Source organism: Streptomyces sp. Tek67B01 (assembly GCF_055231995.1).
Genome location: NZ_JBUYUY010000001.1, coordinates 2215598 through 2239516, shown reverse-complemented (window position 1 = coordinate 2239516; position 23919 = coordinate 2215598). Strand labels below are relative to the sequence as shown.

Genomic DNA, 23919 nt, shown 5'->3' with positions numbered 1-23919 from the left:
AGTCGTCCCGTCCGACTCGGGAACCGCCCGAGGCCGAGAGAGTGCGAGCCCCCATGGACGTGCAGAAGAAGCTTGACGAGATCGTCGCGGCCGTCAGCGGTGCCCGGTCCATGCCCATGTCGGCCTCCTGCGTGATCAACCGAGCGGAGCTGCTTTCCGGGCTGGAAGAGGTCCGCAAGGCGCTCCCCGGCTCGCTCGCGCAGGCACAGGAGCTCATCGGCGGCCGGGACCAGATGGTCGAGGAGGCCCGCCGGGAGGCGGACCGCATCATCGAGTCCGCGCACGCCCAGCGCGGTTCGCTGATCTCCGACACCGAGATCGTGCGGCGCGCGCAGGCCGAGGCCGACCGGATCATGGCGGATGCCCGCCGGGAGGCCGAAGGGGTCCGGGCCGAGGCGGACGACTACGTCGACAGCAAGCTCGCGAACTTCGAGGTGGTGCTCAGCAAGACGATCGGCTCCGTGGACCGGGGCCGAGAGAAGCTGCTGGGACGGGGCCCGGGGTTGGACGAGCACGGGTACCCGGAAACGGACGCCCCCGAGCGCAGCGACGACCCGCGGACGCAGCGCGAGCAGGCGGACGCCTACGTGGACACCAAGCTGGCGACCTTCGAAGCGGTGCTCTCCAAGACCCTGGAGGCCGTCGGCCGGGGCCGCCAGAAGCTGCTGGGCCGGGCGCCGACGGACGACCTCGGCGCGCACATGGCCGCCCAGGACGCGGCAGGCTCGGCGCAGTCCCGTTCCGCCAGCGACGCCGAATTCCTGGCCGGCCTCGCGGAACCCGCGCCCGCGGCGGCGCCCGTCCCCGTCCCCGCCCAGAGCCGGCAGGAGCCGGCCTACGACGCGTACGCCTACGGGCAGCCGCAGCCGCCGCAGCAAGAGCCGCACCAAGACCCGTACTCCGGCTACCAGGACCCGTACGGCTACCAGCAGCAGGTCCAGCAGCCGGACCCGTACGGCATGCCCTACCAGCAGCAGCCCGATCCCTACGCGGCCTACCACCAGCCCCAGGGCCCCCAGCAGCCCGCGCTCGACGAGACCAGCTTCTTCGACACGGGCATGATCGACCTGGACCGGCTGCGTCAGTACGAGGAGGGACGCTAGGCCGGATTGGGCTCTGGGCGCGGCGCCGGGTATCCTGGCTCTTCGGTCGCGCGTATGCACCGCGATCAGTGCTGCCCTTAGGTGCGGCATGAATACCGCATTCTTCGATCTTCAGCGATCCGTGAAAGCAGGAACAGCCCTGAACACCCACCTCGACCACCGCAACCCCCTCGTGTTCGACACGCACGAGCTGGGTCGGCGTCCTGGTGCCATGCAGCGGCTGTCCCGTGAGGTCGCGGCGCCGGCGGACCTCGGTCTCGCCGACGTCATCGGAGTGCCGCAGGGCGCCCCGCTGAAGCTCAACCTCCGTATGGAGTCGGTCATGGAAGGGGTGCTTGTCACAGGCACCGCTCGTGGCCGGGCCGTGGGGGAGTGCGTAAGGTGTCTGGAGTCCGTCGAGCGCGAGCTCAAGGCGGACTTCCAGGAGATGTTCTCGTACCCTGACGCCGACGACCGGAGCCGCTCCAAGGCGGAGCCGGCCGACGACGCCGAGGACGACGAGGACACGCTCCACCTTGAGGACGGCTTGTTCGACCTCGAACCCGTGCTGCGTGACGTGGTGGTGCTCGCACTGCCGCTGCAGCCGGTGTGCCGGGAGGACTGTCTCGGACTGTGCCCCGAATGCGGGCTCAATCTGAACGAGGACCCGGACCACCACCATGACGCCGTCGACATCCGTTGGGCGGCTCTGCAGGAACTCGTCGTTACCGATCAGGACGACGAGAAGGACAACATGAGCGGCACTGCATCTGACGGAGTTCAGAGCGCCGCCGAGAAGCAGGAGAAGTAGCCGTGGCTGTTCCGAAGCGGAAGATGTCGCGCAGCAACACGCGCCACCGCCGGTCGCAGTGGAAGGCTGCGGTCCCCACCCTGGTTTCGTGCGAGCGTTGCCAGGAGCCGAAGCTCCAGCACATTGCGTGCCCGAGCTGCGGCACCTACAACAAGCGCCAGGTCCTCGAGGTCTGAGCGGCTGGTGAGAGGCGCAATGTCTGAGCTGTCCAACGCTGAGAAGCAGGCAGACAGTAACAACGCGGCCTCGTCCCACGTGCTTCTGGAAGGGCGGCTCGGGTACCAACTCGAGTCCGCCCTTCTGGTGCGTGCGCTGACCCACCGCTCGTACGCGTACGAGAACGGCGGTCTGCCCACCAACGAGCGCTTGGAGTTCCTCGGGGACTCCGTGCTGGGCCTGGTGGTCACGGACACGCTGTACACGACCCACCCCGACTTGCCGGAAGGCCAACTGGCCAAACTGCGGGCCGCGGTGGTCAACTCGCGCGCACTGGCGGAGGTCGGGCGCGGCCTCGACCTCGGCTCCTTCATCCGGCTCGGCCGGGGCGAAGAGGGCACGGGTGGCCGGGACAAGGCCTCCATCCTCGCCGACACCCTTGAAGCGGTGATCGGCGCGGTCTACCTCGACAAGGGTCTCGACGCGGCCTCGGAGCTGGTGCACCGGCTCTTCGACCCGCTCATCGAGAAGTCCTCCAACCTCGGGGCCGGCCTGGACTGGAAAACCAGTCTCCAGGAGCTCACGGCGGCCGAAGGCCTCGGTGTGCCGGAATACCTGGTCACCGAGACCGGACCGGACCACGAGAAGACCTTCACAGCTGCCGCTCGCGTCGGTGGTGTCTCGTACGGCACCGGCACCGGCCGCAGCAAGAAGGAAGCGGAACAGCAGGCGGCGGAGTCCGCGTGGCGCGGTATCCGCGCCGCGGCGGACGAGCGGATCGCGGCGGCCGCCGCGGCCGCCGCCGCTCCGGCGGAGGTCCCGGCTCCGGCCGAGTCCGACGTCGCGGCCGTGGACGGCGGGGCGCCGACGCCCGCCGGTCCGGCGCCGAGCGCCTGACGCTTCCTTCGGGAACAACACCGCCCGCCCCTGCCTGGCAGGGGCGGGCGGTGTTGTTCGCGGGCCCCGGCCGGGGATGATCCGGAAGCGAAGACCTGGGGCAGGCCCTGTGGGGGAAGGCCGGTACGCTCACGGTGAGCGCCGCAGAACCGTACCCGTCGGAGGAACCCGTGCCCGAGCTGCCCGAAGTCGAAGTGGTGCGGCGGGGCTTGGAACGCTGGGTGGCGGGGCGCACCGTCGGCGCCGTGGAGGTGCTGCATCCGCGCGCCGTGCGCCGGCACGCCGGCGGCGGGGCCGATTTCGTCGCGCGGCTGACCGGCCAGACCTTCGGGGTGCCGATGCGGCGCGGCAAGTACCTGTGGCTGCCGCTGGAGGGCCGGGACCTCTCGGTGCTGGGCCACCTCGGGATGAGCGGACAGCTGCTGGTGCAGCCGACCGACACGCCCGACGAGAAGCACCTGCGCATCCGGGTGCGCTTCACGGACGACGCCGGGACCGAGCTGCGCTTCGTCGACCAGCGCACCTTCGGCGGGCTCTCGCTGCACGAGACCGTTCCCGGGAGCCCCGAGGGGCTGCCCGACGTCATCGCGCACATCGCGCGCGATCCGCTGGACCCCCTTTTCGACGAGCCCTCCTACCACCTGGCCCTGCGCGCCAAGCGGACCACCCTCAAGCGGGCGCTGCTGGACCAGTCGCTGATCAGCGGGGTCGGCAACATCTACGCGGACGAGGCGCTGTGGCGCGCGAGGCTGCACTACGAGCGCCCGACCGCCACGCTCACGCGCCCGCGGAGCGCGGAGCTCCTCACCCATGTCCGGGACGTCATGAACGCCGCCCTGGCCGTGGGCGGGACCAGCTTCGACAGCCTTTACGTCAACGTGAACGGGGAGTCGGGCTACTTCGACCGGTCGCTCGACGCCTACGGGCGCGAGGACGAGCCGTGCCGGCGCTGCGGCACGCCGATGCGGCGCCGGCCGTGGATGAACCGGTCGAGCTATTTCTGCCCGCGCTGTCAGCGGCCGCCGCGGCTGCCGTCGTAGGTCTGCCGGGAGGACAGGACTTCAGGCATGCTGCCCTCCAGGAAGTGGATCAGGGAGAGCAGTCGGTCGGCGACCTCGCGGCCGAGGGGCGTCAGCTCGTAGTCCACGCGGGGCGGGTTCGTCGGCTGGGCGTCACGGGTGACGATGCCGTCCCGCTCCAGCGCGTGCAAGGTTTGCGAGAGCATCTTCTCGCTCACGCCCTCGACCCGGCGGCGCAGCTCGTTGAAACGGCACGGGCCTTCGCGCAGGGCGCCCACGGTGAGGCTGCCCCAGCGGCCGGTGACGTGCTCCAGGGTTTCCCGCGACGGGCATGCGCGCGCGAACACGTCGAACGGCAGGTCCGTGAACGTCGTCTCGGGGCTGACGGGTTTCTGCATGACTCCAGCGTACTCCTCCACAGCGCTAACCGGATGCTTGCGCTTTCCGAAAGTTAGTGCTTCTCTTGTGTTCTCGTCGCGGTGAGCGGCGAACGCCCCAAGCATTCCTGAGGAGTACCGCCATGTCCGCCTTTGCCCACGCCCCCGTCGTCTCCATCGCCTACCACTCCGGCTACGGGCACACCGCGGTCCTCGCGGAGGCGGTCCGGGCGGGCGCCGCCGAGGCCGGAGCCACGGTCCACCTGATCAAGGTCGACGAGATCGACGAGACGCGGTGGGAGCTCCTCGACGCCTCGGACGCGATCGTCTTCGGTTCGCCGACCTACATGGGCACCGCCTCGGGCGCCTTCCACACCTTCGCCGAGGCGACCTCGAAGCGCTGGTTCGGGGACGTCTGGCAGGACAAGGTGGCCGCCGGCTTCACCAACTCCGGCTCGAAGAGCGGGGACAAGTCCGGCACGCTGGGCTTCTTCCAGACGCTCGCCGCGCAGCACGCCATGAGCTGGGTCAATCTCGGTCTCAAGCCGGGCTGGAACAGCAGCACCGCCTCCGAGTACGACCTCAACCGTCTGGGGTTCTTCGCCGGTGCGGCTGCCCAGTCGCACACCGATCAGGGTGCGGAGGGCGTCCACAAGGCCGACATAGCCACCGCCGAGCACCTCGGCCGCCGTGTCGCGGAACACACCCGCGTCATCCTGGCCGGCCGCGCCGCCCTGGCGGCCTGACCCGCTTCGCTCCTCCTGGGTCAGAAACCGAAGTCCTGGGTCCACCACGGGCCGCCGGCGCCGAAGTAGGCGCCGACGCCCAGGGTGCGGAACTCGCAGTTGAGGATGTTCGCCTTGTGGCCCGGGCTGTCCATCCAGGCCTTCATCACCGAAGCCGCGTCACCCTGGCCCCGGGCTATGTTCTCGCCGCCGAGGCCGGAGATGCCCGCGGCCTGGGCGCGGTCCCAGGGGGTGCGGCCGTCGGGGTCGGTGTGGTCGAAGAAGCCCCGTACCGCCATGTCCTTGCTGAACGCCGCCGCCAGGGAGGCGAGTGGCGGGTTGGCGCGGACCGGGCCGCACCCCGCCTGGGCGCGCTCCTGGTTCACCAAGGTGAGGACGGCCGCCTCCTCGGAGGAGCCGCCCGTCACCGGGGCGGCGGGCTTGGGGGCTGGGGGCTTGGGGGCTGGGGGCTTGGGGGCCGCCGGCTTCGGGGGCTTGGGGATGGTGGTGGTCTTCACCGGCTCCGGGGCCTTCTTGGACGCGGTGGGGGTGGGCGTCGGCGTCGGTGTCGGTGTTGGGGAGGCGGAGGGGGAGGGTGAAGCGGAGGGGGTCGGGGGGGCGCTGGTCGCCTCGTAGGAGGGAACGGCCCGGCCCGGGAGGCCGGTGAGGCCGCCGGGCTGCTGGGTGTAGCCGCCGGCGTCCGGGGTGGGCGAAGCCTTGGCCTCGGTCGTGGAGCCGGAGTCCGTGCCGACGTAGGGGAAGGAGTCGCCGACCGGCACCAGGCCGGTGGTGACGGCCGCCGTGCCGAGGGCCACGGCCACGGAGACGCCCAGCAGACCATTGCGCACGGCGGTGTGGCGCTTGCCGCCGCCGGGCGGTGTGGCGTGGAGTCGGTGGCGTCCCATCCGGCTGGCCTTCCTCACAAGATCATCCCTAACTCCCCCAAATGGGTGAGTTCATTGGTGCGCGACTGTACGCCATGGGCCCAGGGGGGTGATGTGACTGGAAAGTGATCGTCCGGCTAGCGTTCACGCATGAGTGAAGACGTCCGGCTGACCGCTTGGGTGCGCGGCCGTGTACAGGGAGTGGGCTTCCGCTGGTTCACCAGGGCCAACGCGCTGGAGATCGGAGGCGTCGTCGGCTTCGCGCTGAACCTGGACGACGGTCGAGTGCAGGTTGTGGCCGAGGGTCAACGTGAGAATTGCCACCGGCTGCTGGAGTGGCTGCGCTCCGCCGACACGCCCGGGCGGGTGGACGGAGTGACAGAGATCTGGGGCACACCGCGCGGTGGCTACGACGGGTTCGCGATCCGGTGACCGATCGACCGATCATGGGCTGATCCGACCCGGAGCCGGTCCGCACCCGCTCGGAACTGCGGATTCCCGGCGGCGGCATTGCCGCGCGGGGCGGAACGTGGAAGGCTCGTAGGAGAGGTTGATCTCCGCCTCCGCCGCGGGGGCCGGGTCGCCCGCCGATACAGGGCGTGATCGTGTTGACCGTCAAACTTTTTGGTGAGACGCTGGAAGCCCCGCGCACCTGAGCTGTTTGGCAGCGCTGACAGTAGTAAGCGCAGTGACTGACAGTCGCCGCCGGACCGCCGCGGGTGCGATTCCCATACGACCCACACCGCTTCGGTCGGTCACTCAGTGTGGAGGACCATCCATCATGGCAAAGGCGCTTCTCGGTTACGTCGGCGGTTCTGACCCGCGACTCCTCGCCGAGATGCGACGGCTTCAGCAGCGCGTCCAGGACCTCGAGTCCGAACTCGGACGAATCCAGTCCGAGAACGACGCACTGAATGCGGCCGCCGCTCAGCACGGAGACACGTTGCTGGACACCCTCGACGTATCCCAGGCCGAGCCTGCTCTCACCTGATCCGCGCTCGCGTCGACGCTAGACTCCAGCCAGCACGCTCTGCAAGGGACGCTTCGGCGTCCCTTCTTCCTTTCCGGCGCCGCTCTCCCGCGTCCCTCTCCGCACGCCGTTCCCCGTCGCCGTTCCCCGTCGCCGTCCCCAGTCGTCGTACGGATGCGCCGTGGTAGCGGATGGGCCGTACGGGGGCATTGGGCCAGGTGGGGGCTGTTTCCTTCAACGTCTGATCTGCCCCTGACCTTCGAGGGCGAAACCGCACGTGAGAGGTAGAGTCCGGCGGCGTGCACCTCAAGTCCCTGACCCTGCGTGGCTTCAAATCCTTCGCCTCCGCCACCACCCTGCGCTTCGAACCCGGGATCACCTGCGTCGTGGGCCCGAACGGGTCGGGGAAGTCCAACGTGGTGGACGCGTTGTCCTGGGTCATGGGGGAGCAGGGGGCCAAGTCCCTGCGCGGCGGGAAGATGGAGGACGTCATCTTCGCCGGCACGACGGGGCGCCCCCCGCTCGGCCGCGCCGAGGTGTCCTTGACGATCGACAACTCCGACGGCGCCCTGCCCATCGAGTACGCCGAGGTCACCCTCACCCGGATCATGTTCCGCGGCGGCAGCAGCGAGTACCAGATCAACGGGGACACCTGCCGGCTGCTCGACATCCAGGAATTGCTCTCCGACTCCGGCATCGGCCGCGAGATGCACGTCATCGTCGGACAGGGGCAGTTGGACTCCGTCCTGCACGCCGACCCGATGGGCCGCCGCGCCTTCATCGAGGAGGCGGCCGGGGTGCTCAAGCACCGCAAGCGCAAGGAGAAGGCGCTGCGGAAGCTGGACGCGATGCGGGCGAACCTCGCGCGCGTGCAGGACCTGGGCGATGAGCTGCGGCGCCAGTTGAAGCCGCTCGGCCGGCAGGCGGCGGTGGCCCGCCGGGCGGCGGTGATCCAGGCGGACCTCAGGGACGCGCGGCTGCGGTTGCTCGCCGACGACCTGGTCACGCTGCGGGGCGCGCTGGAAGCGGAGATCGCCGACGAGGCGGCGCTCAAGGAACGCAAGGAGTCGGCGGAGCGCGAACTGGCGGGGGCGCTGCGGCGCGAGGCCGAGCTGGAGGAAGCGGTGCGGGACCTCGCGCCGCGTCTGCACCGGGCGCAGCAGACCTGGTACGAGCTGTCCCAGCTCGCCGAGCGGGTACGGGGGACGGCGTCACTGGCCGAGGCGCGGGTCAAGTCGGCCTCGGCCCCGGCGGAGGAGGAGCGGCGCGGCCGCGATCCCGAGGAGCTGGAACGCGAGGCCGGGCGAATCCGCGAGCAGGAGGCGGAGCTGACGGCCGCGCTGGAGGCCGCCTCGCGGGCGCTGGAGGACACCGTCGAGCACCGGGCGGAGCTGGAGCGAGCGCTGGCCGACGAGGAACGGCGGCTGCGGGACGCGGCGCGGGCCATCGCCGACCGTCGCGAGGGACTGGCCCGGCTGACGGGGCGGCTCGGCGCCGCGCGGTCCAGGGCGGGCGCGGCGCAGGCGGAGATCGACCGGTTGATCGCGGCGCGGGACGAGGCGGGCGCCCGGGCGCAGGCCGCACAGGCGGAGTACGAGGCGTTGGCGCGCGAGGTCGGAGGCCTCGACGAGCCGTCGGCGGAGGGGGAGTACGAGGCGGCGCGGGCCCGGCTGGAACAGGCGGAGGCGGCGCTGGCGGGAGCGCGCGAGGAGCTGACCGGGGCGGAGCGGTCGCGGGCGGCGGTTTCGGCGCGCCGGGACGCCCTCGCGTTGGGTTTGCGCCGCAAGGACGGCACCGGCGCCTTGCTGGGGCAGGAGGCACGGGATCGCCTCGCCGGGCTGCTGGGGCCGGCGGCCGAGCGGCTGCGGGTGGCGGCGGGGTACGAGGTGGCGGTGGCGGCGGCGCTGGGCGCGGCGGCCGACGCGGTCGCGGTCGCGTCGCCCAGGGAGGCGGCGGAGGCGATCCGGTACCTGCGCGAGGCGGACGCCGGCCGCGTGACACTGCTGATCACCCCTCCGGGAGCGGGTCCCGCGGTCCCGCTGCCGGGTCAGGCCGGCGCCCCCGACGCGGACCCCGTACCGCCCGCCGACCGGGGTGGCCCCGCCACTTCGGGCGCGACCCCGTTCCTTCCCGCACCGCAGGCCAACGCCGGCGCCGACCCGAACGCAGGGGTCCCCGCGCAGCCCGTACCGCCGGCCGGGACCGGTTTCCAGGCCCCCGCCACGGCACCGCCCGCTCCGGCGGAGTCCCACGCGGCCGGCCCGGAGTCCGCCACCGTCACGGCCGGGCCGGGCCGCTCGGCGGCTCCGCCGGCCGGCGTGGGCGTGGAGTGCGCGGTTGTGGCCGCGCGAATGGTGGAAGGGGACCCGGCGGTCGTTCGGGCCTTGGGGTGGGTGCTGCGGGACTACGTCGTCGTGTCGACCCTGGCGCGGGCCGAGGACGTGGTCGCCGAGCGCCCCGACCTCGTCGCGGTGACCGCCGACGGGGATGTGCTGGGCGCCCATGTCGCCCACGGCGGTTCAGCCGGTGCGCCGAGCCTCCTCGAAGTGCGGGCAGCGGTGGACGAGGCCGACGCGGAACTCACCCGTCTGGAGGCTGAGTGCGCGGAACTCGGCGCCGCCCAGACCGCCGCCCAGGAGGAGCGCCGGGCGGCGGCCGCCCTCGTGGAGGAGCTGGGCGAGCGCCGCCGGGCCGGGGAGCGGGCCCGCGCCCGGGTCGCCCAACAGCTCGGCCGGCTCGCCGGACAGGCCAAGGGGGCCGCCGGAGAGGCCGAGCGGAGCGCCGCGGCCGCGGCCCGGGCCCAGGACGCGCTGGACCTGGCCCGCCTGGAGGTCGAGGAGTGCGCCGAGCGGCTCGCGGCGGCGCAGGAGTTGCCCGTTGAGGACGAGCCCGACACCTCCGCCCGGGACCGGCTCGCCGCCGACGGGGCCAACGCCCGGCAGACGGAGATGGAGGCCCGGCTCCAGCTGCGGACCCACGAGGAGCGGGTCAAGGGCCTGGCCGGTCGCGCGGACTCGCTCGACCGCGCCGCCCGCGCGGAGCGCGAGGCCCGCGCCAGGGCGGAGCGCCGCCGTGAGCGGCTGCGCCACGAGGCCGAGGTCGGCCGGGCGGTTGCCGAGGGGGCGCGGCAGCTGCTCGCGCACCTGGAGGTGTCGATCGGCCGCGCCGAACAGGAGCGGTCCCTCGCCGAGCAGGCCAAGGGCCTGCGGGAACGGGAGCTGGCCGATGCCCGTGCCCGCGGGCGTGACCTCAAGGGGGAGCTGGACAAGCTCACCGACTCCGTGCACCGCGGCGAGGTGCTCGGCGCCGAGAAACGGATGCGGATCGAGCAGGTCGAGAGTCGGGCCCTGGAGGAGTTCGGGGTGGAGGCGGCGGGTCTCGTCGCGGAGTACGGCCCCGACCAGCCGGTGCCCCCGTCACCGCCGGCCGAGGGGGAGGAGCTCCCCGAGGACCCGGAGCACCCGCGCAACCGTCCCGGTCCCTTCGACCGGGCGCGGCAGGAGAAGCGACTCAAGGCCGCGGAGCGCGCCTACCAGCAGCTCGGCAAGGTCAATCCGCTGGCGCTGGAGGAATTCGCGGCCTTGGAGGAGCGCCACAAGTTCCTCAGCGAGCAGCTTGAGGATCTGCGCAAGACGCGTGCCGATCTCCTTCAAGTCGTGAAGGAGGTCGACCGGCGGGTGGAGCAGGTCTTCACCGAGGCGTACCGGGACACGGCCCGGGAGTTCGAGGGCGTGTTCGCGCGTTTGTTCCCGGGCGGTGAGGGCAGGCTCGTCCTCACCGATCCGGACGACATGCTGTCCACCGGCGTGGATGTGGAGGCCCGGCCGCCGGGCAAGAAGGTCAAGCGGCTCTCCCTCCTGTCCGGTGGGGAGCGGTCGCTGACCGCCGTGGCCCTGCTGGTCTCCATCTTCAAGGCCCGGCCCAGCCCGTTCTACGTGATGGACGAAGTGGAGGCAGCCCTTGACGACACCAATTTGCAACGGCTCATCCGGATCATGGCGGAGCTCCAGGAAAGCTCGCAGCTGATCGTCATCACCCACCAGAAGCGGACGATGGAGATCGCGGACGCCCTCTACGGCGTCTCGATGCAGGGCGATGGGGTGTCGAAGGTCATCAGTCAGCGACTGCGCTGACGGGATCGTCGCAGCCGACCGTGGTTCATTCAAGAAGTGAAGCTCAACTCTTCCTTGGGTATTTGCATCGAGGTGTTGACTTCAGGAACTGAAGACATAAGCTCTGCTCCGCTGCCTTTTCCCTTCGGGTGGTGCCGGTCCTCCACCTGTGCGCCACTGGAAGGAACCACCCCCACCCGCCACCGCAGCCGGGCACGCAGGAGCAGACCTTGACCAGCAGCACAGAGCAGGCGTCGGCCTCGGGCGGCGGACGCGCGCCCCACCCCGACCACCTCGGGCACGTCATCTTCATCACCGCGGCCGCGGCCATGGGCGGTTTCCTCTTCGGATACGACAGCTCGGTGATCAACGGCGCCGTCGTCGCGATCCGCGACCGCTTCGACGTGGGTTCCGGGACCCTCGCGCAGGTGATCGCGGCGGCCCTGATCGGCTGCGCGATCGGCGCGGCCACCGCCGGCCGCATCGCCGACCGGATCGGCCGGATCCGCTGCATGCAGATCGCCGCCACCCTCTTCACCGTCAGCGCCGTCGGCTCAGCCCTGCCGTTCGCCCTGTGGGACCTCGCCATGTGGCGCGTCATCGGCGGCTTCGGCATCGGTATGGCCTCGGTCATCGGTCCCGCCTACATCGCCGAGGTCTCCCCGGCCGCCTACCGCGGCCGGCTGGCCTCCTTCCAGCAGGCGGCCATCGTCATCGGTATCGCCGTCTCGCAGCTCGTCAACTGGGGCATCCTGAACCTGGCCGGCGGCGACCAGCGCGGCGAGATCGCGGGCCTGGAGGCCTGGCAGTGGATGCTCGGCGTCATGGTCGTCCCGGCCGTGCTCTACGGGCTGATGTCCTTCGTCATCCCGGAGTCCCCGCGCTTCCTGATCTCGGTCGGCCGTACCGACGAGGCCAAGAAGGTGTTGGGCGAGGTCGAGGGTTCGGGCGTCGACCTCGAAGCGCGGGCCGCCGAGATCGAGCACGCGATGCGCTCCGAGCACAAGTCCACCTTCCGGGACCTGCTCGGCGGCCGCTTCGGCTTCCTGCCCATCGTCTGGATCGGCATCGGCCTCTCCGTCTTCCAGCAGCTCGTCGGCATCAACGTGATCTTCTACTACAGCTCCGCGCTGTGGCAGTCCGTCGGTATCGACCCCACCAGCTCGTTCCTCTACTCCTTCACCACCTCGATGATCAACATCATCGGAACGGTGATCGCGATGATCTTCGTGGACCGGCTCGGCCGCAAGCCGCTCGCCCTGATCGGCTCCGTGGGCATGGCGATCTCCCTCGGTACCGCCGCGTGGGCGTTCTCCTTCAAGGAGGGCACCGGGGACAACATCACCCTGCCCGACACCCAGGGCACGGTGGCGTTGGTCGCCGCGCACTCGTTCGTCCTCTTCTTCGCGCTGTCCTGGGGCGTGGTGGTCTGGGTGTTGCTCGGCGAGATGTTCCCCAATCGCATCCGCGCCGCCGCGCTCGGTGTCGCCGCCTCCGCCCAGTGGATCGCCAACTGGCTCATCACCGTCACGTTCCCCTCGCTGGCCGACTGGAGCCTGTCCGGGGCGTACGTCATCTACGCGGTCTTCGCCGCGCTCTCGATCCCGTTCATCCTCAAGTGGGTGCCGGAGACCAAGGGCAAGGCGTTGGAGGAGATGGGGTAACCATCCCCGCCACCACCCCCTCTCCTCTCACACAGGTACTGCCCCGGCTCAGCCCTTGAGCCGGGGCAGTACCTGTTCGCACAGCAGTCGCAGGCTGCGCAGGCCCTCGTCCACGGGCATCCCGCCGCACAACGGGTGCAATACCAGGTTCCCCGCCTCGCCCACGCCACGGGCGTACGCCACCGTCTGCTCCGGGGTCAAGACCCGGTACACGCCCTCCGCGCGCAGCTCCGCCACTGACCGCGCCGTCGAGCGCACGGCGCTGCGGATGTCCTTCGACTGCCAGGACGCGTACGTCCGCGCCTCGTGCAGGAAACACTCGCCGTGCTCGGCCCAGACCCGGTCCGGGTCCTCCGCGACGTGCAGCAGCGGGGTCTCGGCGGCGGGCATCATGCAATAGCCCTCCGTGCCGTACTCCGCCAGCTTCCGCCGGTAGTACGCCTCCAGCTCCGGGAGGTGGGCGCTCGGGAAGAACGGAAGCCCCAGCCGGGCCGCGCGCCGGGCCGCCGCCTCGGAGCTGCCGCCGACCAGCAGCAGCGGGTGCGGTCGGGTGAACGGCCTCGGGGTGACCCGTACCGTGCGACCGCGGAAGACGAAGGGCTCGCCGGTCCACGCCCGTAGCAGCGTCTCCAGCAACTCGTCCTGGAGCCTGCCGCGCCGGCCCCACTCCACCCCGTGCTGTTCGTACTCCTGGGGCCGGTAGCCGATGCCCGCCACGGTCACCAGCCGGCCGCCGCTCAGCAGGTCGAGGACGGCGATGTCTTCCGCCACCTTCAACGGGTCGTAGAGCGGTCCGATGATCGCCGAAACGGTGACGGCGATCCGGCGGGTGGCCCCGAACACGGCTCCGGCGAAGGCGAAGGGCGAGGGCAGCCAGTTGTTGCCGGTGCCGTGGTGCTCCTCGGTCTGGATGGTGTCGACCCCGAGGTCGTCCGCGTACCGGGCCATCTCCAGCGCGGTCCGGTAGCGGGTGCGCAGACTCTCGGGGGTGCCGTTCGGGTCGACCAGATTGAACCGGAGCACGGTGGTGGGCATGGATGAGTCCCCCTTCGCCTGGCGGGGTGGGCGGGCGAAGGGGGACGTTAGCTGACGTGGTGTCAGTTGGACAGGGGTTCGGCGAGCGCCGGTTCCTCGGCGTCGGCAGCCTCGACGGCGTCGGCCGTGTCCGTCGCCTCGTCGAGCGGCGCCCTGCGCGGCAGTACGGCGTACAGCGCGCCCGAGGTGATGACGCCGACCGCCCAGCCCAGCCCGTTCCGCCCGATCCAGCTCCCGGACAGCGGTCCGGCGAACCAGTCCACCTTCGTGAACAGCAGGCCCACGACCAGCGCCGCGCCCCAGGCCGTCATGGCCTGCCAGGCGAAGCCGGCCCGGTACCAGTAGGCGCTGCCCGGCGTCGTGTCCAGCAGCGCGGGGCCGTCGTAGGTCTTGCGCCGGAGCATGTCCACGCCGAAGACGCCGATCCACGCGGAGAAGGCGACGGCCAGCAGCGTCAGGAAGGAGATGAACGAACCGAAGAAGCTCTTGGCGACCACCATCAGCAGGAAGCCGAACACCAGGCTGATGACGGCGTTGACGCTGACGGCCCAGGCGCGCGGCACCTTGATGCCCAGTGTCTGCGCGGTGAAGCCGGCCGAGTACATGGACATCGAGTTGATCAGCAGCATCCCGACGAGGGCGATCAACAGGTACGGAACCGCCAGCCAGACCGGCAGCAGTTCCCCGATGAAGGAGACCGGGTCCGCGGCGGTGGCGAGGTCCGGGGTGCCGACGGCCATGACCGCGCCCATCAGGACCATGGGCAGGACGACGATCCCCGCGCCGCCGATCGTCGCGCCGACCATGCCCTTGGCGGAGGCGGTGCGCGGCAGGTAGCGGGTGAAGTCCGGGCCGGAGGGGACCCAGCTGATGCCGCCGGCCGCGATCGTGCCGATGCCCGCGATCATCATCGCGGTGGAGCCGGCCGGCTTGTCGAAGACGGCGGCCCAGTCGGTGGTGAGCACCAGATAGCCGAGCACCAGCACGCTGAAGGCGCCGAAGAGGTAGGTCGACCACTTCGAGCAGACCCGCAGCGCGTTGATGCCCAGACCCGACACCACGAACGTGCAGGTGACGAAGAACAACAGCGTGACGACGATGAGCGGGGTGCCGGGCCGCACGTCGAAGAGGAGGTCGAGGACGGTCAGGACGGCGTACGCGCCGCTCACCGCGTTGATGGTCTCCCAGCCCCAGCGGGCCACCCAGATCAGCGCGCCGGGGAAGAGGTTGCCGCGCTGGCCGAATACGGCCCGGGAGAGGGCCATGCCGGGGGAACCGCCGCGCTTGCCCGCGATCGAGATCAGTCCGACCATCCCGTACGAGACGACGGGCGCGGCGAGCGCCACGACGAGCACCTGCCAGATGTTCAGCTTGTTGAAGATCACCAGCCCCGCACCCATGGTCAGCAGCAGCACGCTGATGTTCGCGGCGACCCAGGTGGGGACGAGCTCGCGGACACGGCCGCCGCGCTCGCTGTCGGGGACGGGCTCCAGGCCGCGGGTCTCCACCGCGGACTCTGCGGGCTCGGCAGGCATGTACGACTCCGTGGGATGTGGGGGGAGTCGTACATCATCGTATTTTCGTCTGGAAAAGCACAAATTGAGGATTCGCACCCCGGGCGCAGCTCCGGCTCACGGGACCCGGGAGAGCTCACGCCATACTGGGTGGGTTATGGAAATCCTCATTCTCGCTGTAGTCATCGCCCTGGTCGCGGTCGGCGCGATCAGCGGGCTCGTGGTCAGCAGCCGCAAGAAGAAGCAGCTGCCTCCCACGGCGCCGCCGAGCACGCCGACCATCACTGCCCCGCCCGCCGAACCGCAGGTGGGGGAGGACGCCGCACCGACGGCGGAAGAGCCGCGCCGCACGATCGAGGAGGTCGACCTCCCCGACGCGCAGACCGCCGTCGACTCGCCGGTCGCCGTCGAGGACCCGGTGGTCGGGCTCGCGCCCGCCCCCGAGATCGAGGTGCCCGAGCCCACCGCCGGCCGTCTGGTCCGGCTGCGCGCGCGGCTCGCCCGTTCGCAGAACTCGCTCGGCAAGGGGCTGCTCACGCTGCTCTCCCGCGAGCACCTCGACGAGGACACCTGGGAGGAGATCGAGGAGACCCTCCTCATCGCCGACGTCGGTGTCGTGCCGACGCAGGAGCTGGTGGACCGGCTCCGCGAGCGGGTCCGGGTGCTCGGTACCCGCACGCCCGCCGAACTGCGAACCCTGCTGAAGGAAGAGCTGCTGACCTTGGTCGGCACGGACTTCGACCGCGCGGTGAAGACCGAGAGCGGCGTCGACACCCCGGGTGTCGTGATGGTGGTCGGCGTCAACGGCACCGGCAAGACCACGACCACCGGCAAGCTGGCCCGTGTGCTGGTCGCCGACGGACGCAGCGTCGTGCTCGGCGCGGCGGACACCTTCCGCGCGGCCGCCGCCGACCAGTTGCAGACCTGGGGCGACAGGGTCGGCGCGCGCACCATCCGCGGCCCCGAGGGCGGTGACCCCGCGTCGATCGCCTACGACGCGGTCAAGGAGGGCATCGCCGAGGGCGCGGACGTCGTGCTCATCGACACCGCCGGTCGGCTGCACACCAAGACCGGCCTCATGGACGAGCTCGGCAAGGTCAAGCGCGTCGTGGAGAAGCACGGCCCGCTGGACGAGGTCCTGCTGGTCCTGGACGCCACCACCGGACAGAACGGCCTGACCCAGGCACGCGTCTTCGCCGAGGTCGTGGACATCACCGGCATCGTGCTGACCAAGCTCGACGGCACCGCGAAGGGCGGCATCGTCGTCGCCGTCCAGCGCGAGCTGGGTGTCCCCGTCAAGCTCATCGGTCTCGGTGAGGGCCCCGACGACCTGGCCCCGTTCGAGCCGGAGGCGTTCGTCGACGCCCTGATCGGCGACTGAGAGCCGCGGGCGCCGCGCCCGCGCCGCCCGTACGCACCAGTGCCCCCGCATCCGTACCGGACGCGGGGGCACCGGCGTGTGTACGGGCGGCGCGGCGGCAGGCGCCTCAGCGGCGGAAGCGGTGACAGATGTAGGCGAGCGTCCCCAGCAGCAGCCGGGCCTGTGGCGGCCCGCCCACGCAGTCGAGTGCGGGGGCGCGCAGCCAGGTCGCCGGGCCGAGGCCCGCGTGGTCGGAGGGCGGGGCCGTCAGGTACGCGCCGCTGCCGAGGGCGCGCAGGTCCAGATCCGCGTCGTCCCAGCCCATCCGGTACAGCAGCTGCGGCAGCCCGGCCGCCGCGCCCGGAGCCACGAAGAACTGGGCCCGGCCGTCCGGTGTCACGGTGACGGGCCCGAGCGGCAGGCCCATGCGCTCCAGCCGCACCAGCGCGCGCCGGCCGGCTTCCTCGGACACCTCGATGACATCGAAGACGCGGCCCACGGGGAGCATGATCGCGGCGCCCGGGTACTCGTCCCAGATCTCGGCGACCTCGTCCAGGGTCGCTCCGGCGGGTACGGTGGGCGCGAAGTCCAGCGGGTGCGCCCCCGGCGCACGGCAATTCATATGACCGCAGGAGCAGTCGCGGCCGGGCGCCGCGGCTCGGGCACCGGGGACGGCGTCCCAACCCCACAGTCCCGTGTACTCGGCCACCGCCGTGCACTCCGAGGACCGTCCGCGTCGCCGCGAGCCGGAACGGAACTCCTTGGTGCCGCGGCTGCCGCCGATCGTGAAGCCCATGCCCATGCCCCCTCCAACGGGTCGGACGCGCCGGTGGTTACGACGCCGGCGAGACCTGGTGTCCGGCAGGGCGGGGTGCGACCTCCATCGGGGCTGCCCGGCGCACTCCTCGCCGCGCGCGCCCCGGCCGCGCTCCCGTCCAACCATTCCGTTTCGCCTTCCTGTCAAGTGAATCGCGCCTGGCCGGTGGCGAGTTCATTCGAAGGGGTGGCGAATGGTGGCGTTTACACGGTCGGCCTCGCCGCAGGGGTGATCGTAGGATTACTTTCGGTGCACGACCCCCGGAAGCGCGCCCATCCGTGGGTATGCCGGAGGCAATACGTGAAGGACTTGTGAAGTTCGTGGCGGTAGCCGTCATTCCGGACAGGGTTTGTAGCGAAGAGGCGCAACGGATGGGGGCGTTCCAGTGAGCGGCAACGGCGCAAGCGGAACGAACGGGCGGTCGTCCGCGCCCGCGCAGGCGCCGTCGGACGCCGACGTCCGCAACGAGCAGCTGAGCTCCTGGTTCGTGCGCAGCGGCTGGTCCAAGGGCGAACTCGCCCGCCAGGTCAACCGCCGGGCCCGCCAGATGGGCGCCCACCACATCAGCACCGACACCTCGCGCGTACGCCGCTGGCTCGACGGGGAACAGCCCCGCGAACCCGTCCCGCGCATCCTGTCCGAGCTGTTCTCCGAACGGTTCGGCTCCGTCGTCGCCATCGAACAGCTCGGCCTGCGCACCGCGCACCAGACGCCGTCGGTCTCCGGCGTCGACCTGCCCTGGGCCGGACCGCAGACGGTCGAGCTGCTCAGTGAGTTCTCCCGCAGCGACCTGATGCTGGCCCGCCGGGGCTTCCTCGGGACCTCGCTCGCCCTCTCCGCCGGCCCCGCCCTCATCGAGCCCATGCAGCGCTGGCTCGTCCCGGCCCCGGCCGCCGACCCCGGAGCGCGCGGCGAGGGCGGCCCGGCGGGCCTCACCGGAAGCTACCGCCCGGCCGGCCTCTCCGATCCGGAACTCGACCTGCTCGAAGCCACCACCGTGATGTTCCGCCAGTGGGACGCCCAGTGCGGCGGCGGCCTGCGCCGCAAGGCGGTCGTCGGACAGCTCCACGAGGTCACCGACCTGCTCCAGGAGGGCCACCCGGCCCCCGTGATGAAACGCCTCTTCAAGGTCGCCGCCGAGCTCGCCGAACTGGCCGGCTGGATGAGCTACGACATCGGGCTGCACCCCACCGCCCAGAAGTACTTCGTCCTGGCCCTGCACGCGGCCAAGGAGGGCGGCGACAAGCCGCTGGGCTCCTACATCCTCTCCAACATGGGCCGCCAGATGATCCACCTCGGGCGCCCCGAGGACGCACTGGAGCTCATCCACCTCGCCCAGTACGGAAGCCGCGACTGCGCCGGCCCCCGCACCCAGGCCATGCTGTATGCGATGGAGGCCCGCGCCTACGCCAACATGGGCCAGCCCAGCCGCTGCAAGCGCGCCGTGCGGATGGCCGAGGACACCTTCGGCGACGTCGGCTTCGACGGTGAGCCCGAGCCCGACTGGATCCGCTTCTTCTCCGAGGCCGAGCTCAACGGCGAGAACTCCCATTCCTACCGCGACCTGGCCTACGTCGCCGGGCGCAGCCCCACCTACGCCTCCCTCGCCGAGCCCGTCATGGAACGGGCCGTCGAGCTGTTCGCCAAGGACCCCGAGCACCAGCGCTCGTACGCCCTGAACCTCATCGGCATGGCCACGGTCCACCTCCTCCAGCGCGAGCCCGAGCAGGCGACCGTCCTCGTGGACCAGGCGCTCGACGTGGCGCGAAAAGTACGGTCCGAACGGGTGAACACCCGGCTGCGCAAGACCGTCGACACCGCGGCCCGTGAGTACGGCGACGTAGCCGAGGTGGTCCGGCTCACCGATCACCTCGCCTCCCGGCTCCCCGAAGCGGCGGAGGCCGTCTGACGGTCCTGGCGACCGTCCCCCGAACCCCGGCCGCGGCGGCCGACCCCGTGAAGCCCGATCAGGCTCCCCCAGCCAGGCCACCCGGGTCCCCGCCGCGGCCGGTCACCCCTCTCGCGCCCGAACCGGCGCCGCTCGCGCGCGGGGGCTGCCCGCCGTCGCGGTTCCCCGATCGACGGTCGCGGCGTCCACGGTCCCGTTCATCCCGTTCACCGCGCCGTAACAGGCGCGGTCCCTTCGTCACGGCGGCGAAACATCGAGCGGCGGCTCCGGAAACCGGGCTGCGCGAATCTCAGGGGCATTAACCGGCCGGCCTCCAGGCACACACCAGCGGGCCTCATACCCCGCGCCGCTTAGGTAGCCACGATCGCCCGCACGCGAACGTACCGACGACGAGGAGACGCCGATGGCATCAGCCATCACGACCCTCGCGGCAGACGCCCCCTCCCTCTCTGCCGCGAACACCGGGTTCATGCTCATCTGCTCCGCCCTGGTCATGCTGATGACCCCGGGACTCGCCTTCTTCTACGGAGGCATGGTCCGCGTCAAGAGCAGCCTCAACATGCTCATGATGAGCTTCATCAGCCTCGGGATCGTCACGATCCTGTGGGTCCTCTACGGCTTCAGCCTCGCCTTCGGGACCGACGCGGGCTCGCTCATCGGCTGGAACTCCGACTACGTGGGGCTCAGCGGCATCGGCATCACCGAGCTCTGGGACGGCTACACCATCCCGGTCTACGTCTTCGCCGTCTTCCAGCTGATGTTCGCCGTCATCACCCCGGCCCTGATCAGCGGAGCCCTCGCCGACCGGGTCAAGTTCAGCGCCTGGGCCCTGTTCACCGCCCTGTGGGTGAGCCTCGTCTACTTCCCCGTCGCCCACTGGGTCTGGGGCTCGGGCGGCTGGCTCTTCAAGCTCGGCGTCATCGACTTCGCGGGCGGTACCGCCGTCCACATCAACGCCGGCGCCGCCGCGCTCGGGGTGATCCTCGTCATCGGCAAGCGCGTCGGTTTCAAGAAGGACCTGATGCGCCCGCACAGCCTCCCGCTGGTCATGCTGGGCGCCGGCCTCCTCTGGTTCGGCTGGTTCGGCTTCAACGCCGGCTCCTGGCTCGGCAACGACGACGGCGTCGGCGCCGTCATGTTCGTCAACACCCAGGTCGCCGCCGCCGCCGCCATGCTCGCCTGGCTCGGTTACGAGAAGCTGCGCCACGGCTCCTTCACCACCCTGGGCGCCGCCTCCGGCGCGGTCGCCGGCCTCGTCGCGATCACCCCCTCCGGCGGCTCCTGCTCCCCGCTCGGGGCGATCGCCATCGGCGCCATCGCCGGCGTCGTCTGCGCCATGGCCGTCGGCCTGAAGTACCGGTTCGACTTCGACGACTCCCTCGACGTGGTCGGCGTCCACCTCGTCGGCGGGATCATCGGCTCCCTCCTCGTCGGCCTCTTCGCCACCGGCGGCGTCCAGTCCGACGCCAAGGGCCTCTTCTACGGCGGCGGACTGGACCAGCTCGGCAAGCAGGCCGTCGGCGTCTTCGCCGTCCTCGCCTACTCTCTCCTCGCGTCCGCGCTGCTCGCCTTCCTGCTCGACAAGACGATCGGGATGCGGGTCAGCGAGGACGACGAGGTCTCGGGCATCGACCAGGTCGAGCACGCCGAGACCGCCTACGACTTCAGCGGGGCAGGCGGCGGCGCCTCCTCCCGGAGCACCGCCGTACCCGCCCACGTTGCCGCCGCGACCAAGAAGGTTGACGCATGAAGCTGATCACCGCGATCGTCAAGCCGCACCGGCTCGACGAGATCAAGGACGCCCTCCAGCGGTTCGGTGTCCAGGGGCTCACGGTCTCCGAGGCCAGCGGCTACGGCCGCCAGCGCGGCCACACCGAGGTCTACCGGGGCGCCGAGTACACCGTGGACCTCGTACCGAAGATCCGCATCGAGGTGGTCGTCGAGGACGACACGGCCGACGACGTGATGAACGTACTGGTCACCGCCGCCCACACGGGCAAGATCGGTGACGGCAAGGTGTGGAGCGTCCCCGTGGACTCGATCATCAGGGTCCGCACCGGCGAACGCGGCGCGGACGCGCTCTAGGCGACGGGAGCCCCGGGTGACGAGTGTGGAGAACACGACCGCCGAACCGTCCGATCCGGACGGCTCGGGACCCGGCGGCTACGCCGCGGCCCGGCTGCGACTCCTGCGGGAGGAGTCGCGGTCCGGGCCTTCCCGGCGTTCCGCGCTGTCCGCCCTGACCGACGACTGGCTGAACGCCCTGTTCACGAGGGCCGTCCGGGAGACCGGCGTCCGGGGCGCGACCCTCGTCGCCGTCGGAGGGTACGGCCGGGCCGAACTCTCCCCCCGCAGCGACCTCGACCTGCTGCTCCTGCACGACGGCAAGGCCGCCACCAAGTCGCTGAGCGCCCTCGCCGACCGCCTCTGGTACCCCGTGTGGGACCTGGGCGTGGCCCTGGACCACTCGGTGCGCACCCCCGCCGAGGCCCGCAAGACCGCCGCCGAGGACCTCAAGGTGCAGCTCGGGCTGCTCGACGCGCGGCCCGTCGCCGGCGACGCCGGACTCCTCGCCGGGCTGCGGACCTCCGTCCTGGCCGACTGGCGCAACCAAGCCGCCAAACGGCTCCCGCAACTGCACGCCCTGTGCCGGGACCGGGCCGAGAAGGCGGGGGAGCTGCGCTTCCTGCTGGAACCCGACCTCAAGGAGGCCCGCGGCGGGCTGCGCGACGCCGCCGCGCTGCGCGCCGTCGCCGCGTCGTGGCTCGCCGACGCCCCGCGCGAGGGACTGGCCGAGGCCCGGCGCCGGCTGCTCGACGCCCGGGACGCCCTGCACCTGGTGACGGGCCGCGCCACCGACCGGCTCTCCCTCCAGGAGCAGGACCAGGTCGCGGCCCGGCTCGGGCTGCTCGACGCGGACGCGCTGCTGCGCGAGGTGTACGAGGCCGCGCGGGTCATCTCGTACGCCGGTGACGTCACCTGGCGGGAGGTCGGGCGCGTACTGCGGTCCCGGGCGGCCCGGCCGAGGCTGCGCCGCCTGCTGCCGGGCACGCGCGAGCCCGCCGTGGAGCGGGCGCCGCTGGCCGAGGGCGTCGTGGAGTCCGACGGTGAGGCCGTCCTGGCCCTCGCCGCCCGGCCCGACCGGGACCCGGTGCTGGCACTGCGCTTCGGGGCGGCCGCCGCACAGGCGGGCCTGCCCGTCTCCCTGCACTCCGTACGGCGTCTCGCGGCCCAGGGGAAGGCACTGCCCGTGCCCTGGCCCGCGGAGGCGCGGGAGCAGCTGGTCACCCTGCTCGGGGCGGGCGAGCCGACCGTGGGGGTGTGGGAGGCGCTCGAAGCCGAGGGACTGATCACCCGGCTCCTGCCCGACTGGGAGCGGGTGCGCTGCCGGCCCCAGCGCAACCCCGTACACACCTGGACGGTGGACCGGCACCTGGTGGAGACGGCGGTCCGGGCCGCCGCCCTCACCCGCCGCGTCAGCCGTCCCGACCTGCTCCTGACGGCCGCCCTGCTCCACGACATCGGCAAGGGGTGGCCCGGCGACCACTCGGTGGCGGGGGAGACCATCGCCCGCGACATGGCGGCCCGGGTGGGCTTCGACGCCGAGGACGTCGCGGTGCTCGGCACCCTCGTGCGCCACCACCTGCTGCTCGTCGACACCGCCACCCGGCGCGATCTGGACGACCCGGCCACCGTGCGCTCCGTCGCCGAGACCGTCGGCTCCGTGGGCACCCTGGAGCTCCTGCACGCGCTGACCGAGGCCGACGCGCTGGCCACCGGCCCGGCGGCCTGGAGCACCTGGCGCGGCTCGCTCGTGGCGGACCTGGTCTCCCGGGTCCGGGCGGTCCTGCGGGGCGCCGCCCCCACCCCCACCGAGCTGGGCATCCCCGTCACCGAACAGGAACGCCTCGCGGTGGAGGCGCTGTGCACCGGGGAGCCGGTCCTGGCCCTGGAGACCCGCCACGAGGACGACGGGGTAGGGGTGGACCTGGTCGTGACCGTCCCCGACCAGCCCGGGGTCCTGCCCGCCCTGGCCGGGGTGCTGGCGCTGCACCGACTGACCGTCCGCGCGGCCGACCTGCGCTCGCTGGAGCTGCCGGACCGGCTGGGCGAGGTACTGGTGTTCCGTTGGCGGGTGGCCGCCGAGTACGGGGCCCTGCCGGAGGCCGCCCGGCTGCGCACGGACCTGGTCCGGGCGCTGGACGGCTCCCTGGACGTCCCGGCGAGGCTGGCCGACCGCGAGGCCGCGTACAAGAGACGGCGCGGGGTGGTCCCGCCGCCGCCCCGGGTGACGGTGATGCCCGACGCCTCCTCGTCGGCCACCGTCCTGGAGGTGCGGGCCCCCGACGCCGTGGGACTGCTCCACCGGATCGGCCGGGCACTGGACGAGAGCGGCGTCCGGGTCCGCAGCGCGCACGTCTCCACGCTCGGCGCGAACGCGGTCGACACCCTCTACGTGGTCGACCCCGACGGCAAACCCCTGTCGCCCCGAGCCGCCGCGGAGCTGGCGGGGACGGTCGAGACGGCCCTGCGCTGAGCACGCCCGACGGTGGGCCCGGGACCGGAGACGGACCGCAGGGCCCACCA

20 protein-coding genes are annotated in these 23919 nt (G+C 71.8%); 15 read left to right on the top strand and 5 right to left on the bottom strand.

Features of this window, described 5'->3' with window-relative positions:
- Positions 1-53 precede the first annotated feature (53 nt).
- The 5 genes from ACV7NM_RS09845 (at position 54) to mutM (ending at position 3986) form a co-directional block, all read left to right on the top strand.
- On the top strand, positions 54-1103 hold the full coding sequence (locus ACV7NM_RS09845; RefSeq protein WP_463409950.1) for an ATP synthase F0 subunit B: 1050 nt from the start codon (positions 54-56) through the stop codon (positions 1101-1103).
- Between the two features lie 88 nt (positions 1104-1191).
- On the top strand, positions 1192-1893 hold the full coding sequence (locus ACV7NM_RS09840; RefSeq protein ID WP_463409949.1) for a YceD family protein: 702 nt from the start codon (positions 1192-1194) through the stop codon (positions 1891-1893).
- Positions 1894-1895: 2 nt separating this feature from the next.
- Complete coding sequence (rpmF, locus tag ACV7NM_RS09835; protein ID WP_003965982.1) at positions 1896-2069, top strand: 50S ribosomal protein L32; 174 nt, start codon at positions 1896-1898, stop codon at positions 2067-2069.
- Between the two features lie 19 nt (positions 2070-2088).
- Positions 2089-2946 (top strand): ribonuclease III, encoded by an 858-nt coding sequence (gene rnc / locus ACV7NM_RS09830; RefSeq protein ID WP_463409948.1) that lies wholly within the window; start codon positions 2089-2091, stop codon positions 2944-2946.
- A 170-nt stretch (positions 2947-3116) separates the two neighbouring features.
- Positions 3117-3986, top strand: coding sequence for a bifunctional DNA-formamidopyrimidine glycosylase/DNA-(apurinic or apyrimidinic site) lyase (gene mutM, locus ACV7NM_RS09825; protein WP_463409947.1), 870 nt, complete (start codon positions 3117-3119; stop codon positions 3984-3986).
- On the opposite strand, the gene ACV7NM_RS09820 is transcribed toward mutM, so the two are convergent.
- Complete coding sequence (locus ACV7NM_RS09820; protein WP_463409946.1) at positions 3959-4363, bottom strand: winged helix-turn-helix transcriptional regulator; 405 nt, start codon at positions 4361-4363, stop codon at positions 3959-3961. The genes mutM and ACV7NM_RS09820 overlap by 28 nt on opposite strands.
- A gap of 122 nt (positions 4364-4485) precedes the next feature.
- Here ACV7NM_RS09820 and ACV7NM_RS09815 point away from each other — a divergent pair, with 122 nt between their 5' ends.
- Positions 4486-5088 (top strand): flavodoxin family protein, encoded by a 603-nt coding sequence (locus tag ACV7NM_RS09815; RefSeq protein ID WP_463409945.1) that lies wholly within the window; start codon positions 4486-4488, stop codon positions 5086-5088.
- A 20-nt stretch (positions 5089-5108) separates the two neighbouring features.
- Here the strand turns inward: ACV7NM_RS09815 and ACV7NM_RS09810 are convergent, their stop codons facing one another.
- Positions 5109-5972, bottom strand: coding sequence for a CAP domain-containing protein (locus ACV7NM_RS09810; RefSeq protein WP_463409944.1), 864 nt, complete (start codon positions 5970-5972; stop codon positions 5109-5111).
- A 129-nt stretch (positions 5973-6101) separates the two neighbouring features.
- Between ACV7NM_RS09810 and ACV7NM_RS09805 the strand changes: the two genes are divergently transcribed.
- The 4 genes from ACV7NM_RS09805 (at position 6102) to ACV7NM_RS09790 (ending at position 12697) form a co-directional block, all read left to right on the top strand.
- Positions 6102-6383, top strand: coding sequence for an acylphosphatase (locus ACV7NM_RS09805; protein ID WP_463409943.1), 282 nt, complete (start codon positions 6102-6104; stop codon positions 6381-6383).
- A 349-nt stretch (positions 6384-6732) separates the two neighbouring features.
- A complete protein-coding gene (locus ACV7NM_RS09800; RefSeq protein WP_136213338.1) occupies positions 6733-6942 on the top strand; it encodes a hypothetical protein in 210 nt (69 codons plus the stop codon).
- 278 nt (positions 6943-7220) lie between these two features.
- Positions 7221-11054 carry an AAA family ATPase gene (locus ACV7NM_RS09795; RefSeq protein ID WP_463409942.1) on the top strand — a complete coding sequence of 1278 codons (3834 nt, stop codon included), beginning with the start codon at positions 7221-7223 and terminating at the stop codon, positions 11052-11054.
- A 209-nt stretch (positions 11055-11263) separates the two neighbouring features.
- Positions 11264-12697 carry a sugar porter family MFS transporter gene (locus ACV7NM_RS09790; RefSeq protein WP_463409941.1) on the top strand — a complete coding sequence of 478 codons (1434 nt, stop codon included), beginning with the start codon at positions 11264-11266 and terminating at the stop codon, positions 12695-12697.
- A 48-nt stretch (positions 12698-12745) separates the two neighbouring features.
- On the opposite strand, the gene ACV7NM_RS09785 is transcribed toward ACV7NM_RS09790, so the two are convergent.
- Complete coding sequence (locus tag ACV7NM_RS09785) at positions 12746-13732, bottom strand: LLM class flavin-dependent oxidoreductase (RefSeq protein WP_463409940.1); 987 nt, start codon at positions 13730-13732, stop codon at positions 12746-12748.
- A 62-nt stretch (positions 13733-13794) separates the two neighbouring features.
- Positions 13795-15267, bottom strand: coding sequence for a cytosine permease (locus tag ACV7NM_RS09780; protein ID WP_463409939.1), 1473 nt, complete (start codon positions 15265-15267; stop codon positions 13795-13797).
- Positions 15268-15403: 136 nt separating this feature from the next.
- Here ACV7NM_RS09780 and ftsY point away from each other — a divergent pair, with 136 nt between their 5' ends.
- Positions 15404-16627, top strand: a complete 1224-nt coding sequence (gene ftsY / locus ACV7NM_RS09775) for a signal recognition particle-docking protein FtsY (protein WP_463409938.1) — start codon at positions 15404-15406, stop codon at positions 16625-16627.
- Positions 16628-16733: 106 nt separating this feature from the next.
- Here ftsY and ACV7NM_RS09770 read toward each other — a convergent pair whose 3' ends face one another.
- Complete coding sequence (locus tag ACV7NM_RS09770) at positions 16734-17402, bottom strand: bifunctional DNA primase/polymerase (RefSeq protein ID WP_463409937.1); 669 nt, start codon at positions 17400-17402, stop codon at positions 16734-16736.
- A gap of 406 nt (positions 17403-17808) precedes the next feature.
- On the opposite strand from ACV7NM_RS09770, the gene nsdA reads away from it, so the two are divergent.
- From nsdA to ACV7NM_RS09750, 4 genes are all read left to right on the top strand, one after another.
- Positions 17809-19332 carry a transcriptional repressor NsdA gene (gene nsdA / locus ACV7NM_RS09765; protein WP_463409936.1) on the top strand — a complete coding sequence of 508 codons (1524 nt, stop codon included), beginning with the start codon at positions 17809-17811 and terminating at the stop codon, positions 19330-19332.
- Between the two features lie 403 nt (positions 19333-19735).
- Positions 19736-21082 carry an ammonium transporter gene (locus ACV7NM_RS09760; RefSeq protein ID WP_463409935.1) on the top strand — a complete coding sequence of 449 codons (1347 nt, stop codon included), beginning with the start codon at positions 19736-19738 and terminating at the stop codon, positions 21080-21082.
- Complete coding sequence (locus ACV7NM_RS09755; protein WP_136213346.1) at positions 21079-21417, top strand: P-II family nitrogen regulator; 339 nt, start codon at positions 21079-21081, stop codon at positions 21415-21417. The genes ACV7NM_RS09760 and ACV7NM_RS09755 overlap by 4 nt, the downstream gene beginning before the upstream one ends.
- A 16-nt stretch (positions 21418-21433) precedes the next feature.
- Positions 21434-23869, top strand: a complete 2436-nt coding sequence (locus ACV7NM_RS09750; RefSeq protein WP_463409934.1) for a [protein-PII] uridylyltransferase — start codon at positions 21434-21436, stop codon at positions 23867-23869.
- Positions 23870-23919 lie beyond the last annotated feature (50 nt).

Bases quoted from the DNA above. Each gene is read 5' to 3' on its own strand.
- ACV7NM_RS09845 (WP_463409950.1), top strand. From the start codon at position 54: ATGGACGTGCAGAAGAAGCTTGACGAGATCGTCGCGGCCGTCAGCGGT.
- ACV7NM_RS09840 (WP_463409949.1), top strand. From the start codon at position 1,192: ATGAATACCGCATTCTTCGATCTTCAGCGATCCGTGAAAGCAGGAACA.
- rnc (WP_463409948.1), top strand. From the start codon at position 2,089: ATGTCTGAGCTGTCCAACGCTGAGAAGCAGGCAGACAGTAACAACGCG.
- ACV7NM_RS09820 (WP_463409946.1), bottom strand. From the start codon at position 4,363: ATGCAGAAACCCGTCAGCCCCGAGACGACGTTCACGGACCTGCCGTTC.
- ACV7NM_RS09815 (WP_463409945.1), top strand. From the start codon at position 4,486: ATGTCCGCCTTTGCCCACGCCCCCGTCGTCTCCATCGCCTACCACTCC.
- ACV7NM_RS09810 (WP_463409944.1), bottom strand. From the start codon at position 5,972: ATGGGACGCCACCGACTCCACGCCACACCGCCCGGCGGCGGCAAGCGC.
- ACV7NM_RS09805 (WP_463409943.1), top strand. From the start codon at position 6,102: ATGAGTGAAGACGTCCGGCTGACCGCTTGGGTGCGCGGCCGTGTACAG.
- ACV7NM_RS09800 (WP_136213338.1), top strand. From the start codon at position 6,733: ATGGCAAAGGCGCTTCTCGGTTACGTCGGCGGTTCTGACCCGCGACTC.
- ACV7NM_RS09785 (WP_463409940.1), bottom strand. From the start codon at position 13,732: ATGCCCACCACCGTGCTCCGGTTCAATCTGGTCGACCCGAACGGCACC.
- ACV7NM_RS09780 (WP_463409939.1), bottom strand. From the start codon at position 15,267: ATGCCTGCCGAGCCCGCAGAGTCCGCGGTGGAGACCCGCGGCCTGGAG.
- ftsY (WP_463409938.1), top strand. From the start codon at position 15,404: ATGGAAATCCTCATTCTCGCTGTAGTCATCGCCCTGGTCGCGGTCGGC.
- ACV7NM_RS09770 (WP_463409937.1), bottom strand. From the start codon at position 17,402: ATGGGCTTCACGATCGGCGGCAGCCGCGGCACCAAGGAGTTCCGTTCC.
- ACV7NM_RS09760 (WP_463409935.1), top strand. From the start codon at position 19,736: ATGGCATCAGCCATCACGACCCTCGCGGCAGACGCCCCCTCCCTCTCT.
- ACV7NM_RS09755 (WP_136213346.1), top strand. From the start codon at position 21,079: ATGAAGCTGATCACCGCGATCGTCAAGCCGCACCGGCTCGACGAGATC.